The sequence below is a fragment of the Shewanella sp. UCD-KL12 genome (assembly GCF_001957125.1).
Classification (GTDB): Bacteria; Pseudomonadota; Gammaproteobacteria; order Enterobacterales; family Shewanellaceae; genus Shewanella.
On the sequence record NZ_MPHJ01000007.1, the window covers coordinates 203,327 to 217,385 of the forward strand.

General features: G+C 45.5%; 12 protein-coding genes. 10 read left to right on the plus strand and 2 right to left on the minus strand.

Annotated elements, in window-relative coordinates:
• Positions 1-326 precede the first annotated feature (326 nt).
• From BM736_RS14395 to fhuB, 6 genes are all read left to right on the plus strand, one after another.
• Positions 327-1,238, plus strand: coding sequence for an AraC family transcriptional regulator (locus BM736_RS14395; RefSeq protein WP_076413397.1), 912 nt, complete (start codon positions 327-329; stop codon positions 1,236-1,238).
• 176 nt (positions 1,239-1,414) lie between these two features.
• The gene (locus BM736_RS14400; protein WP_076413399.1) at positions 1,415-3,589 is read left to right on the plus strand and encodes a TonB-dependent siderophore receptor; all 2,175 of its coding nucleotides are present in this window, start codon (positions 1,415-1,417) and stop codon (positions 3,587-3,589) included.
• Between the two features lie 89 nt (positions 3,590-3,678).
• On the plus strand, positions 3,679-4,392 hold the full coding sequence (locus BM736_RS14405) for a siderophore ferric iron reductase (protein ID WP_076413401.1): 714 nt from the start codon (positions 3,679-3,681) through the stop codon (positions 4,390-4,392).
• Positions 4,392-5,159 (plus strand): ABC transporter ATP-binding protein, encoded by a 768-nt coding sequence (locus tag BM736_RS14410; protein ID WP_076413402.1) that lies wholly within the window; start codon positions 4,392-4,394, stop codon positions 5,157-5,159. Before BM736_RS14405 ends, BM736_RS14410 begins: the two co-directional genes overlap by 1 nt.
• Positions 5,153-6,127 (plus strand): iron-siderophore ABC transporter substrate-binding protein, encoded by a 975-nt coding sequence (locus tag BM736_RS14415; protein ID WP_076413404.1) that lies wholly within the window; start codon positions 5,153-5,155, stop codon positions 6,125-6,127. The genes BM736_RS14410 and BM736_RS14415 overlap by 7 nt, the downstream gene beginning before the upstream one ends.
• Complete coding sequence (gene fhuB, locus BM736_RS14420; RefSeq protein ID WP_076413405.1) at positions 6,127-8,130, plus strand: Fe(3+)-hydroxamate ABC transporter permease FhuB; 2,004 nt, start codon at positions 6,127-6,129, stop codon at positions 8,128-8,130. The genes BM736_RS14415 and fhuB overlap by 1 nt, the downstream gene beginning before the upstream one ends.
• 49 nt (positions 8,131-8,179) lie before the next feature.
• Here fhuB and BM736_RS14425 read toward each other — a convergent pair whose 3' ends face one another.
• Together BM736_RS14425 and rsmD are read right to left on the minus strand one after the other, a co-directional pair.
• A complete protein-coding gene (locus BM736_RS14425) occupies positions 8,180-8,464 on the minus strand; it encodes a DUF1145 domain-containing protein (RefSeq protein WP_076413407.1) in 285 nt (94 codons plus the stop codon).
• Positions 8,465-8,520: 56 nt separating this feature from the next.
• Entirely contained in the window at positions 8,521-9,102 is a 582-nt protein-coding gene (rsmD, locus tag BM736_RS14430; protein ID WP_076413408.1) for a 16S rRNA (guanine(966)-N(2))-methyltransferase RsmD, read from the minus strand.
• 270 nt (positions 9,103-9,372) lie between these two features.
• Here rsmD and ftsY point away from each other — a divergent pair, with 270 nt between their 5' ends.
• The 4 genes from ftsY to rpoH all read left to right on the plus strand — a co-directional run bounded on the left by ftsY (position 9,373) and on the right by rpoH (position 14,019).
• Complete coding sequence (gene ftsY / locus BM736_RS14435) at positions 9,373-11,067, plus strand: signal recognition particle-docking protein FtsY (RefSeq protein ID WP_076413410.1); 1,695 nt, start codon at positions 9,373-9,375, stop codon at positions 11,065-11,067.
• Positions 11,068-11,137: 70 nt separating this feature from the next.
• Positions 11,138-11,833, plus strand: a complete 696-nt coding sequence (gene ftsE / locus BM736_RS14440) for a cell division ATP-binding protein FtsE (protein ID WP_076413412.1) — start codon at positions 11,138-11,140, stop codon at positions 11,831-11,833.
• Between the two features lie 33 nt (positions 11,834-11,866).
• Positions 11,867-12,832: a permease-like cell division protein FtsX gene (ftsX, locus tag BM736_RS14445; RefSeq protein WP_076413413.1), complete on the plus strand. Its 966-nt coding sequence runs from the start codon at positions 11,867-11,869 to the stop codon at positions 12,830-12,832.
• 326 nt (positions 12,833-13,158) lie between these two features.
• Positions 13,159-14,019 carry an RNA polymerase sigma factor RpoH gene (gene rpoH, locus BM736_RS14450; RefSeq protein ID WP_076413415.1) on the plus strand — a complete coding sequence of 287 codons (861 nt, stop codon included), beginning with the start codon at positions 13,159-13,161 and terminating at the stop codon, positions 14,017-14,019.
• Positions 14,020-14,059: the final 40 nt, after the last annotated feature.

The following is a 14,059-nucleotide window of genomic DNA, read 5'->3' on the forward strand; positions in this document are numbered from 1 at the left end:
TTAACTAGCGACGCGAATCAAAAGTAGAAGCCCTGTTACCTCTGGTAATGGGGTTTTTTAATGTCTGGAACATCTATGTCTATTTGGCAGGGATGTGTATAAATAGACGTTATGCAAGGACGCATTTATCCCTGAAGGGCAGGAAGCCCAAAGAAGGGGTTTATGCCTGCAATATTTGGCTAGGATGCATTCAATAGGGGCTTTCTGAACCATGACTTAACATCAGTCAATCGGTGTTTGTATTAGCATGTATCAATATGCGTTAATATAGCTATTCACTACGCGCTCTTAACTCCACTTTACTTAATAAGTCTCAGGAGGCTGCAATGACAACTGATTCGCCTCTTTCCCGTATAGAGAAGGTACTGGAGTATATTCATGGGCATTTGGACCAAACGCTCTCCTTAGAGGAACTTGCAGCGCAGAGCTGTTGGTCACGCTGGCAGCTGCAACGTGTATTTCAAAGCCATACAGGGCAAAGCGTTGCTCAGTACGTGCGTGAGCTTAAGTTAAGCTTAGCTGCGGAGCGAGTGTTGGCGGGTAAGGAGCGCATGTTGGATATTGCCTATGAGTTAGGGTTTAACTCTGAGGTCAGTTTTAGCCGTGCTTTTAAACAATTTTTTGGTGCGAGTCCAAGAGAGTACAAGTTACGAGGGCTAAGGGTGGGACTAAGAAACCCACTGGCTAAGTTGTCAGGTGATGTTGAGGCTCATGCACTCAATACGGCGTTTTTGCAAACTCGTATTGAGCATAAGCCTGCTTTTGAGCTTTATGGCGTTTCATCTCCATTTAAAGGCTTACTCTCGGATGCGCCAGATTTTGCTACCATAGTGCCTGAAACTTGGCAGCGATTTCATCATGAAGTTGGGGGGCTCGATATCTCCTCTGCTGATTTAATCGGTGTTGTGGATACTCATATCCAGCTTGCCGATGAATCACAGCTTAATTATTGGGCTGGTTTTGAGCGTTCGGCTTGTCATGAAGGCTCGAATATTGAAGTGATTGAGTTTGATCGCTTATCTATCCCTTCACAAGAATACGCCGTGGTCTCCTATGAAGGCGAGGTCAGTGGTTTTGGCCATATAGTTGAGTGGTTAATCTGTCATTGGTTACCTGATTCAGCCTATTTAGGTGTTGAAGGTTTTGAGCTAGAGCATTATGGCAAAGCTTTGAAACTGGATAATGATCAGCCGAGATCCTTAATGGAGTACTGGCTTCCCGTTAAGAAAAAATTGTGATTTCAGTCCCGATCTGGTCACTTCTATTTAGATTTACCCTTCCTATGCACCAAATTGTTAATTTTCTCTGGCTCAAACACTATAATATCCACGTCTGATAATCATTCTCATTTATATTCTCATCATTTACTGTCTCTTATTGATGAGAAGAATAACCCGAATTAGTAGAGGGCTGTATGGTCTCAAGTAAACCTAGCAAAGTATTTCATCGCACACTTATAGCGACCGCAATCGGTGCATCACTGACACTGTCACAAGGTGTCAGTGCTGATGAGGTTGACGATTTGCAGATAGAGGTCCCTAAAATGGAGACCATCACTGTGCTAGGTCAGGCCTACCGAAATACGGCAACTAAAACCTCTTTGACTCCGTTTGAAACGCCTCAGGGTGTAACTGTTATTGATAGCGAGCTGCTGCAGGAGCGCGGTGTTAAGTCGTTAAATCAGGCATTACGCTATGTGCCTGGAGTGACTACCGAGCAAAAAGGTGGCGCGGTGACTATGTATGACACCTTTAATATTCGTGGCTTTGATGTTAACCAAAGTTACTACGATGGCTTAGTACTTCAATACCTGAATGGCTGGAATCTACAGCCACAGATAGATCCGATTGCGATGGAGCAGGTTGAGGTATTTAAAGGGCCCACTTCAGTCCTTTATGGATCTATGCCACCAGGCGGCATGGTGAATATGATTGCCAAAACGCCACAGGCTTATAGCAATACTGAGGTTAACGTTGCTACTGGTTCACATAACTTAAAAGAAGCTTCAATCGATACCACAGGGCAGATTGGCGACAGCGACTTCTCCTATCGTGTTATCGCTTTAGCGCGCAGCAAAGATGGTCAGGTCGATCATACTGAAGAGGAGCGCTTTGTATTTGCGCCTTCGCTTGACTGGAACGTATCAGATAGCACCTATATTAACTTTAACCTCTACTATCAAAACGATCCGTCAATGGGGATGAACTCATCGCTGCCATCATCAGGTATGATCTACGATAACCCTGCTGGCTCGACTTCAGCCTCAACCTTTGCGGGTGACAAGAACTGGTCGACCTTTGAGCGTGAGTTTTTGTTAGCGGGTTATAAGATTGATCATGAGTTTAATGACAGCTGGTCTTTTATGCAGAGCTTCCGTTATATGGATGCCACTCTGTATCAGGAGAATACTTACCATACTCAAGATAACTTTGATCCAGTTACTGGCGAGCTCGATCGTAATATTTATAGCACCGATGAGTCTTCGACGGGCTACACCATAGATAACCAGTTATCAGGTAGCTTCACTACAGGCCGCGTCGAGCATAATGTGTTAGTTGGACTCGATTATCAAAAGCTAGACGGTGCTTCAGCTTACTCAGAGTTTGGTATGACGAGCCAGTTTGGTAGCTTCAATATCTTCAATCCAAACAATAATATGATTGACCCAACTCAGCTGCAATCAAGCTATACCGCAGTCGATAATGTAGAAGTTGAGCAGTTAGGTAGTTACTTCCAAGATCAGATGCGCCTCGATAACCTTATCGTTATTCTTGGTGGTCGTTACGACGATTACAGCTCTTCAAGTGAATACTCTGACGATTATGGTAACTCTGAGACCCAAGCAAATCATCAACAGTTCTCCTATCGTGTGGGAGCCATGTATGAGTTCGAAAGTGGTTTCTCACCCTTTATCAGCTACGCCACTAGTTTCGAGCCAGTTGCAGGTACAAGAAAGGATGGGACGACTTATAAACCAGAGCTGGGTGAGCAACTTGAGTTAGGGGTTAAGTATCAGTCAGACGATCAGAGTAAAACGGTAGCGGTCTCGATGTTTAATATCGTTAAGAGTGATGCCTTAATGGCCGATCCTGATGATCCTTGGGGCGATAAACTGCAGGTGGGTGAGATACAGTCTCGTGGGGCTGAGTTTGAAGCTAACTGGTATGTAACAGATAACCTTGAGCTTAACGCTAACTACACCTATATCGATATGGAGATCACTAAAGACAGTGGTAATGACTTAGAGGGCAAGAGCCCAATCTATGTTCCTAAGCATGCCGCATCACTTTGGACTAACTACTATTTTGAAGATGGCTTATTTAATGGCACTCGCTTAGGTGGCGGAGTGAGGTATGTCGGTGAGATGCAGATGGATGCTATGAATACCGATATGGTTGAGTCATACACCTTAGTCGACCTGTCACTTGGCTATGACCTTAGCCAGATGAGTAGCAGCTTACTGGGCGCTAGCGTTAACTTAGTTGCCAATAACCTGTTTAACGAAGAGTACTACACCTGCTATGACTCAGTGAACTGCTGGTATGGCGCCGAGAGAAACATTGAGCTGAATTTTAAGTATAACTTTTAATTTTTTGCTTAAGTCATCATAACCTGGGAGGTGCAGCTAAGCTGTAACCTCCCTTTAGCAATATAGTCTAACGCGTGTTGGAGAGTGTTGTGAGCCAAGCTGTAATGAAGCAACTGTTTGATCAATGCCAACAGGCAACACCTTATCTAAAGGGGGAGCTTGGTAGTGCTGGTAGGGGGATGATCAGTGGCAAACAGTCTAACCTGCCTGAGATTAAATCTCTCTATCGTGATCTGCAAAGCAATACATTAGAAGCTGGCAAGGTATATTGGCTAACCCGTAGTTGGGATTTGCTGACGTGGCAGCCGCTCTATCTGGCATTTGTCGCTATCTATAATATGAAATCCCTGCCCGATCTACGTAATATGTCCCAGCACAGTAAGCAGGGGTTAGTTGCAGGCTTTCGTTTCGACGACACGCAATGCGCCAAGGGTGATTATGAGTGTCTTATTCTGCAGGCGGGCCAGCAATTATCTAAGCTGTTTGAGCACTACAGAGCTGAGTTAGATCTGTGGGTTCGCTGTCGACCAGGATTTGTGCAGCATCTCGTTGCCGATGCGATTTTAGCTAGGCTACTTGAGGTGCAAAAGCAGCACTGTCAGATGTCAGATAAGTTTATTCTACATCATGCTAAATTGTGGCTAACAGCATTCAACATCTCCGAAAAGCATCTATCTTCGCTATATATCTCTAAACTGGATAGCAAGTTAGCCTTGAGCCGTACTAGCTGTTGCTCGGTATATAAAACTAAGTCAGGCAAAGTGTGTGACAACTGCCCGCGACTAAAACAGAAGAGCCATTAATGTATCAATTAAGCGGTGTTAAAGTTATCCGTGGTGAGCGCACCATTTTGGATATTGAAGCCTTATCAATCGACCCACATGCCTTAACCGTCGTACTTGGGCACAATGGTTCAGGTAAGTCGACCTTAGTTAATTTGCTCGCAAATCAATTTGCACCGGAATCTGGCCAGGTAAAACTGGACGGCAAGGCGCTATCAAGTTTTACCCCTAAGCAGCTTGCACAAACGGTGGCATACTTGCCGCAAAAGTTACCTGAAGTGGCTGGCTTAAATGTGACTGAACTTGTGAGGTTAGGGCGATTTCCATGGCGTGGCACCTTAGGGCGTTGGCGCAAAGAGGATAGTGATATTATTAATGATGCGATGCGAGAAACAGGCGTCGAGCAGTTTAAAGATACCTTGGCAGATCAACTTTCCGGTGGTGAACGCCAACGTACTTGGGTGGCCATGTTGCTTGCCCAGCAAGCGGATCTACTTATTCTTGATGAGCCGACCTCTGCATTGGATATTCAACATCAGTATCAATTAATGGAACTATTGAGTGAGCTGAATAAAAATACTGGTAAAGGGGTGATCGTCATTTTGCATGATCTCAACTTAGCCCTGCGTTATGCCACACACACAGTGGCACTTAAATCAGGCAAGGTTGCTTTCCAAGGTAAGGTCGATCTGCTGCAAGATGAGCAGCTGCTGTCGGATCTGTATTCAACCCCGGTAAAACTGATTGACCATCCAGAGCAAGACCACAAAGTGGCTGTTGTATGTTAGCTTGTACTCGCTTAATGGCATCTTTTGCTCTCGTGACGCTATTGTCACTCCTATCCCACTCAAGTTTTGCTAGCATCACTGTTGAAGATAGCCGTGGCCAACAACAGCTAACAGAAATTCCCACCCGAGTTGCAGCCCTGAATTGGGATGTTGCCGAGCAAGTGTTAGCGCTGGGTATTACCCCCATAGCCATGCCAGATATTGATGGCTATCGTGAGTGGGTGATGAAACCTGCTGTGCCAGATTCCGTGTTAAATATCGGTACCCGTGTCGAGCCTAACTTTCAAAGGCTAGCGGCACTCAAGCCAGATCTTATCATTATTGCATCCCCGCAATTAGACTTGCTGCCTCGGCTTGAACAGATCGCGCCAGTACTTTTTTACCAAACCTACAGTGAACATCATGACAATGCTCAAGCGGCTATCGATAATTTTAAGCTGCTGGCTAAGGCGTTAGGCCGTGAACAGTTTGCTGAAGCAAGGTTGGCTGAGATGGGGCGTAAAATCGACAAAATGAGGCTGCAACTTGAGCAGGCTTATGCTGGCAACTTGCCAAAAGTCACTAGTTTTCGTTTTGCTAGCATGACCTCTATCTATCAGTTTGGTGATAATTCAACGGCACAATATGCACTCTCTTTACTTGGGATAGAACCTGCCATTGAACAGAGTAGAACTCAGTGGGGGGCAAGGCAAAAACGGCTTAAGGATCTACATTATATCGATGACGGTATCGCGCTTTATTTTAAGCCTTTTGCACAAGAGGCTGAACTAGAGTCGAGTGTCATGTGGCAGGCGATGCCGTTTGTTCGAGGCAAACGAATGAATAGTATTGAGCCAGCTTGGAATTACGGCGGAGCAATTTCGATTGAGTATATGGCACAAGCGTTAACGCGCAGCTTGTTAGAGATAGCGCCCGTACAGCTAGAAGCATCTAGCCAATTAACAGCCAAAGGTGAGTTAGCCCAATAATGCCACGCGACCAAATTATTCGTTATTTTAGTACTTTTGCGCTCTTACTTCTGCTTGTGGCTATTTCGGCTCAGGTGGATACCCAGATCTCTTTATCGAGTCAGTGGGAGTTGCTAAAAAACTTCTCCCAAAGGCAACTACTGGCTAACAACTTTGATGAGATTATGTTTGTTGAATCTCAGCTTCCACGCATCGTGATGGCGATTCTAGTTGGTGGCATGCTAGGGCTAGTGGGCAGCTTGATGCAGCAACTGACTCAAAACCCCTTGGTGTCCCCCCTCACTTTAGGTACAGCTTCAGGGGCTTGGTTGGCCTTAGTTATTGTTAATGTGTTTTTCCCCAGTGCGGTAGGTGAGTATGCCTCTTTTGCCGCTATGCTGGGCGCCATGTTAACCCTAGGTTTAGTGATTTTAATTGCTGGCATTCGTAACATGTCTGGCTTGCCTGTGGTGTTAGCAGGTATGGCGGTCAATATTTTGCTGGGCGCAATAGCCACAGCGATCATTTTGCTCAACGATCAATATGCCAAAAACTTGTTTATCTGGGGCGCTGGGGATCTAGCGCAAAATGGCTGGCAGCAGGTGCAGTGGTTATTGCCAAGGCTATCGGTCGCAGTACTGATTTTTATCTTTGCACCGCGAATATTATCTCTATTGCGTATGGGGCAAGCGGGGGCAGCAGCTCGCGGGCTTAATATTATTCCAGCCTTTCTAGGTCTATTTGCTATTGGATTATGGCTTGTCGCCTCCTCAATTACTGCAGTTGGAGTGATAAGTTTTATTGGGCTATTAGCGCCTAATATTGCCCGTCAGTTAGGCGCTAGAACGCCTAAAGATGAGCTGTTTTTTAGTATGTTACTTGGCGCACTAGTGCTGGTCGCCACCGATGCCTTAGCCATGTTGATGAGTGTCTACACTTTCGACCTTGTGCCTTCGGGAACCGCTGCAGCCTTGATTGGTGCACCTGCGCTAATCTGGTTTACCAGACGAAAAATGGGGGCGCAAGATCAGTTATCTCTGTCGCTGCCTAAGAGCCGTTATCAGATGGCCTCCAAGGCACTGCCTTTGATGGCATTATGCTTACTGGTCCTCACGATCATCTCTTTGTTTATCTCTAAGGCAACCGTAGAACAGGAGGTTGTTTGGTTGTTTTCACTGCCCGATGCTTTCGGGTGGGAAGTGCGCTGGCCAAGGCTGTTGACCTCAATGGCAGCGGGTGCAGGCCTTGCGGTGGCTGGAGTGCTATTGCAAAGGCTTATCTATAATCCGTTAGCGAGTCCGGATATTTTAGGTATCTCAGCGGGAGCGACATTAGCTCTCGTTGGTGGAAGTATCTTCCTTGGGCTTAATATCTTCGAAGGGACAACCTCTCTTGCCTTTATTGGCAGTATGTCGGTACTTGGCTTGTTACTTATCTTAGGTAAGCGCCATCAATACGCGCCATCTATGTTGATATTAACCGGTATTGCTTTAACCGCTTTAATAGAGGCTATGGTGCAGTTTGCCCTTGCTCGAGGTGATGAAACGTCTTATACCATTTTAAGTTGGCTTGCAGGGTCGACCTACCGTGTGACACCACTATCAGCATTGATCTTGACCGCATCTGTGGCGCTGCTCATTGGTTTTGCTGTGATTACTGTACGTTGGTTAACGCTTATCTCTACCGGGCGAGAGTTTGCTAAAGCGCGGGGGCTCAATGTTCCCAAAGCCTTTTTATTACTGCTCTGCTGTGTGGCACTGCTTTGTGGCGCCGTGACGGCAACCATGGGGCCGGTCGCTTTTGTAGGCCTGCTTGCGCCCCATATGGCGGTGATTCTAGGTGCTAAAAGAGCGGAGTTACAGATCCCAGTAGCAGCTATGATAGGAGCGGGTTTGATGATTTTTTCAGACTGGTTAGGGCAAAACCTAGTTTATCCATCGCAAATTGCGGCAGGTACTTTGGTGGCCATCGTTGGCGGACTCTACTTTATCGCCTTGCTGATACAAGGAAGAAAAGCGGCTTAAGTGAAGAAGTTTCTAGTTCCTAGGTAATAGTACCTAGGAACCTAAACAATTAGCTGCTCTTTGCTAATTTTTGCATTACTTGGCTACGGTACTTGAGTAAGCTAAATATGCCGAAGGCGAATACGCTAAAATAGTCAGACTTTTTTAAGGTTAAAAGTGACTTGAACAGAGTATGGAAGATGACAACTTGAAAGCAGTGCATGAAGATGGTTATTGCTAACAAGATATTAAGTATAACGGCGATATTACCTGTAAAAGGTGCCATTAAGTTGTAAGCCATTATAAGCCAAGCAAATAGTGTTGCTGCCTTACCTGCCATAATAAAAAACTGCATAAACTTCTCTCTTAATCGATATGTTCTTTCGTAACTCGTAACTCGTAACTCGTAGCTTAAGGCTGATATTGATATAAGCGGTATATAACCTGACCGGCTTTTTTCTCTTTCAGCTGTACCCAATTAGCAGGTACCTGAAGTTGAGCTTGTTCACTTTCAGTTTCTACATAAACTTGGGCATTTTCATTCAGCCAACTGTTTTCATCGATCAGTTGGATACTTTTTTCAGCAAGCCCTTTTCTGAAAGGGGGATCGATATAAACGATATCGAAACCTTCACTAGGCGCTACGGCTAATAGTTTAAGCGTGTCTCCCTTGACGACCTCTGCAGTCGCTGGATCACACTTAAGTGTTTGAAGATTCTTTTTTAGTTGCTCGGCGGCGCTAGCCTGCAGCTCAAAAGCCTTCCCGTAGCTGGCGTAGCGAGATAGTGATTCGAAAAACAGTGCACCACTGCCACCGAAGCAATCTAGGACTCTGGCACCAGCAAGATCGCCAGCAAGCCAGTTAAATAGGGTCTCTCTGACTCTATCAGTTGTAGGGCGTAAGCCTTCAAGGTCTTGTATAGGTAAACGACGTGAACGCCATTGACCAGAGATGATACGGACCTGTCCGCTTGCGGGTCTATTTTTTGCCATTTTTTCCTGCCGATGCAGCTGTGATGTTGCCCTAAGCGAGAAAGTGATAGACTGTCTCGCTAATTTGAGTCGGCTATTTTACCCGAAAGCTTACAAGAATAGTGAAAACCTCAGGCTATCCTTTAAAATTTGTGCAGTTTAGCTGCATATAACCTTGTGCCTGCAGGTTAATTTTTCTCACTATTGGGTATAATAGCGGCCATAAAGAGATCCCAAAATCATAGTGGGATAGAGAATTTTTTGATCGTTAGTTGAGCACTGGACGTACACATGGCAAAGAAAGGTTTTTTTTCCTGGTTCCGCAAAGATAAGTCGAAAGATGAAGTAAAGGCGCCAGAAGCAGAAGTTACAACTCCAGTTGCAACTGAGGTGAGTGATAATCAGCAAGACCAAGATGCGTTGGCACAAAAAGAGGCCGAACGCCTTGAAGCTGAACGTCTTGAAGTAGAACGCCTTGAGACTGAACGTCTCGAAGCTGCCCGTCTTGAAGCAGAACGTCTCGATGCCGAAAGAGTGGAAGCTGCCCGTCTTGAGGCGGAACGTCTCGAAGCTGAAAGAGTGGAAGCTGCCCGTCTTGAAGCAGAACGTCTTGAAGCTGAAAGAGTAGAAGCTGAAAGAGTAGAAGCTGCCCGTCTTGAGGCAGAACGTCTCGAAGCCGAGAGAGTGGAAGCTGCCCGTCTTGAGGCAGAACGTCTTGAAGCCGAAAGAGTAGAAGCTGCTCGCCGTGAGGCAGAGCGTCTTGAAGCTGAAAGAGTAGAAGCTGCTCGCCGTGAGGCAGAGCGTCTTGAAGCTGAAAGAGTAGAAGCTGCTCGCCGTGAGGCAGAGCGTCTTGAAGCTGAAAGAGTGGAAGCTGCACGTCTTGAGGCGGAACGCCTTGAAGCTGAAAGAGTAGAAGCTGCCCGTCTTGAGGCGGAACGCCTTGAAGCCGAAAGAGTAGAAGCTGCTCGCCTTGAGACAGAGCGCCTTGAAGCTGAAAGTGCCGCAGAGTCAGATGTTGAGCAGCAGCCTGAGCCTCAGGAAAAACCTGTTAAAGAGGGATTCTTTGCCCGCTTGAAGCGCGGTTTAAAGCGTACCAGTGAAAATATTGGTAGTGGCTTTGTTGGTCTGTTTAAAGGCAAGAAGATTGATGATGATCTCTTTGAGGAGCTCGAAGAGCAGCTATTGATTGCCGATGTGGGCGTAGAAACAACCACACGTTTAATTAAAAGCCTCACAGACCAAGCTAGCCGTAAGCAGTTAAAAGATGGTGAAGCACTTTATGAGCTGCTGCGTGAAGAGATGCAGAAGACATTAGAGCCTGTTTCTATTCCTTTGGTACCTGAAAACAGTGATGGCCCATTTGTTATCTTGATGGTTGGCGTCAATGGTGTGGGTAAGACCACCACTATTGGTAAGCTAGCAAAGCAGTATCAGGCGCAGGGGAAATCAGTTATGTTAGCTGCAGGGGATACCTTCCGCGCTGCAGCAGTAGAACAACTTCAGGTATGGGGTCAGCGCAACGATATTCCTGTTATTGCTCAACATACTGGTGCTGATAGTGCATCGGTTCTGTTTGATGCTCTGCAGGCTGCTCGTGCTCGAAATGTCGATATCTTGATTGCCGACACTGCTGGTCGTTTGCAAAACAAGAGTCACTTGATGGATGAGCTTGAGAAAGTCGTTCGAGTGATGAAGAAGCAAGATGAGAGTGCCCCCCATGAGGTGATGCTAACCCTTGATGCGAGCACAGGTCAAAACGCCATTAGCCAAGCTGAGTTGTTCAAGAAGGCTGTAGGCGTGACAGGAATTACGATCAGTAAGCTTGATGGTACTGCGAAAGGTGGCGTGATCTTCGCGATTGCTGATAAGTTTGGTATTCCAATTCGTCACATAGGTGTCGGTGAGCAAATTGACGATCTGCGTACATTTGATGCAAATGATTTTGTTGAGGCCCTTTTCACTCAAGAGAGTGAAGATAATAAATAGGCCAGTTTGAAGAGACCAAGCCAAGTGAGCTAAGTCGTTCATTAATAATTACAACGGACAGCAAACCTAGATGATTCAATTTGAGCAGGTCAGTAAAGTTTACCCTGGTGGCCAGAAAGCCTTAACTGATGTCAATTTTCACCTTAAAAAAGGTGAGATGGCATTTCTGACAGGGCATTCAGGCGCAGGTAAGAGTACCTTGCTCAAGTTGATCACTGTTATCGAACGCGCCAATGCTGGGCGCGTTTTGATTAACGGTCATAATATTGCCAACCTTTCGCGTAAAGATGTGCCGTTTCTTAGACGAGACATCGGCATGATTTTCCAAAATCATCACTTGCTGATGGAAAAAAGCGTATTTGATAATGTGGCACTGCCACTCGTCATTGAGGGGTTTTCTCATGGTGAGATTAAAAAGCGCGTACTTGCTGCACTCGATATGGTGGGCTTATATGGCAAGGAGCGTCATCAACCTATCATGCTATCGGGTGGTGAGCAGCAACGTGTAGGGATCGCCCGTGCTATTGTCAATAAACCCCCTCTACTATTAGCCGATGAGCCCACGGGTAACTTAGATCCAAAGCTATCTATGGATATTTTAAGGCTGTTTGAGACTTTTAATGATGCGGGTACCACAGTATTGATAGCGACCCACGATCTTGGTCTTATCGCTAGAATGAAATACAGAACCTTGACCCTTAAGCAGGGGCGTGTGCTAGGTGGAGAGGAGCTGACTGCATCTCCTTCTGCCCCGCTTAGCCGTTAACTGCAATTTGCCTTATGGAACACAGGGAATAATATGAGCAGCAAGCCTCAATTAGTCAGAAGTAAGCTACCTATATCGGGTCGCATTGTGATGTTTTTTATTCGTCATATTCAACATGCAATGGGCAGTATGGGCGAATTATGGCGTAACCCCATCTCTTCGCTAATGACTATGGCCGTACTGGGGGTGAGTTTAAGCTTACCGGCTGCGCTGCAAGTATTGGTTAAGAATGCAGAGACTATCACGCAATCTTGGAATAGTGCCGCTGAGATATCCCTGTTTATTGATGAAGCTAGGAGCGAGCGGACGATTCAGAGTTTAATTACTCGTATTAAAGTTTATCCTGAAGTCAGCGATGTGAATTATATTAATCGAGATCAGGCGCTCGAGGAGTTTCAGACGTTATCAGGCTTTGGAGAAGCACTCTCCTATCTAGATTCAAATCCATTACCTGCAGTGGTGATGGTGACCCCAAGTTTAAGGTATTCAAGCCCAACAGGCGCTCGAGAGTTACTTAAAAAGTTAGAGATGGAGCCCGAAGTGAGCTTTGGTCGTTTAGATATTGAGTGGCTTGAACGTTTGCAAGCTGTTGTTAGGCTGTTAGAGCGTACGGTATTGGCCATTGCAGCCCTACTTGTATTAGCTGTTGTGTTAGTCATTGGTAATACGATTAGATTAGCGATTATGAATCGCCGAACTGAAATAGAGGTGATGAAGCTTGTTGGTGCAACAGAAGCCTTTATTCAAAGACCCTTTCTGTATACCGGGATCTGGTTCGGTATCATAGGTGGTATCTTGGCTTGGGTGATTATCAATCTGCTTGTTTGGTATCTTGATTCTGCTCTCGCTGAATTACTGGGTCTCTATGGTAGTCAGTTACAGATGCAGTCCCTCTCTTTGGTTGAACTTGGTCAGTTGGTTGGGTTAGCTTCCTTTCTTGGTTGGCTGGGCTCATACCTCTCTGTACGTCATCACCTAAGAGCAATTGAGCCTTCATAATCACTGCAGGGCTAAAAGGTGTGCCCTGCGATGAGTGATGCTCTCTAGGCAGATAGAGTTTATGAACTAATCTTCATTTGCTTTGTCTATTGCTCTGAGGCAAAAATAAACCTCAATATTATTTTTCAACTTAGGTGTATTGACATAAGTTGTCGGATCACCGATAGTTCATCAGCTTGTCCTCATAGAAAATAGAGGACAGCGCTACAAATATTTTCATGTTGTTGTAATAAGTAGGCTGTAAGCTCTGTCTTTTATAACCGTGAATAGCTTGTAAGTTATATTTTTTGTTCGACGAGTAAGATTTTAGAAAGGTAGGAGCGTGAATGACAAATCAAACGCAATCAATGGCATTAGTGGTTCCTCAAGGAAGCGGTAGCCTAGAAGCTTATGTTCATTCGGCACACAACATCTCAATGTTGGAAGCTGATCAAGAGCATGAGTTGGCGAAACGTTTGCAAGAAACTGGTGATCTGCAGGCAGCGAAAAAGCTTATTATGTCTCACCTACGTTTCGTTGTTCATGTTGCTAAAGGCTATGCGGGTTATGGTTTGCCGCAAGCTGATCTTATTCAAGAAGGTAATATCGGCCTGATGAAAGCGGTTAAACGTTTCGACCCTGATGTGGGTGTACGTTTGGTCTCATTTGCTGTTCATTGGATCAAAGCAGAAATTCATGAGTATGTGCTTAAAAACTGGCGCATAGTTAAAGTTGCTACAACTAAAGCACAACGTAAGTTGTTCTTTAACCTGCGTAAATCGAAAAAGCGCCTTGGCTGGTTTAGTGATGCTGAAGTCGGCATGGTTGCTGAAAACTTAGGTGTTTCAAAAGCTGACGTGACCGAAATGGAATCACGAATGGCTGCTCAAGACCCAGCATTCGACCTAACTAGTGATAGTGATGATGATAGCCAAGATTATGCGCCAGCGCTTTATCTTGAAGATCACTCATCAGATCTTGCAGCTCAAGTTGAAACAGATAACTTAGAAGCAAGCAATCAAGCTCGTCTTTTATCGGCGATTAAAACCCTTGATGAGCGTAGTCAGCATATTTTGCAGGCGCGTTGGTTAAATGAAGATAAGACAACTCTGCAAGAGTTGGCCGCAACTTATCAAGTATCAGCCGAGCGTATCAGGCAGCTTGAGAAGAATGCGATGAATAAACTTAAAGGTCGAATGGAGGCCTAACCTTCCTTTTGATTGAGTTGAATTAAAACCTGCCACGGCA

Excerpts from the sequence above, each read along its gene's own strand:
- BM736_RS14425 (WP_076413407.1), bottom strand. The coding sequence starts at position 8,464 with ATGCAGTTTTTTATTATGGCAGGTAAGGCAGCAACACTATTTGCTTGG.
- rpoH (WP_076413415.1), top strand. The coding sequence starts at position 13,159 with ATGACAAATCAAACGCAATCAATGGCATTAGTGGTTCCTCAAGGAAGC.
- BM736_RS14415 (WP_076413404.1), top strand. The coding sequence starts at position 5,153 with ATGTTAGCTTGTACTCGCTTAATGGCATCTTTTGCTCTCGTGACGCTA.
- fhuB (WP_076413405.1), top strand. The coding sequence starts at position 6,127 with ATGCCACGCGACCAAATTATTCGTTATTTTAGTACTTTTGCGCTCTTA.
- ftsY (WP_076413410.1), top strand. The coding sequence starts at position 9,373 with ATGGCAAAGAAAGGTTTTTTTTCCTGGTTCCGCAAAGATAAGTCGAAA.
- ftsE (WP_076413412.1), top strand. The coding sequence starts at position 11,138 with ATGATTCAATTTGAGCAGGTCAGTAAAGTTTACCCTGGTGGCCAGAAA.
- BM736_RS14400 (WP_076413399.1), top strand. The coding sequence starts at position 1,415 with ATGGTCTCAAGTAAACCTAGCAAAGTATTTCATCGCACACTTATAGCG.
- BM736_RS14410 (WP_076413402.1), top strand. The coding sequence starts at position 4,392 with ATGTATCAATTAAGCGGTGTTAAAGTTATCCGTGGTGAGCGCACCATT.
- BM736_RS14395 (WP_076413397.1), top strand. The coding sequence starts at position 327 with ATGACAACTGATTCGCCTCTTTCCCGTATAGAGAAGGTACTGGAGTAT.
- rsmD (WP_076413408.1), bottom strand. The coding sequence starts at position 9,102 with ATGGCAAAAAATAGACCCGCAAGCGGACAGGTCCGTATCATCTCTGGT.
- ftsX (WP_076413413.1), top strand. The coding sequence starts at position 11,867 with ATGAGCAGCAAGCCTCAATTAGTCAGAAGTAAGCTACCTATATCGGGT.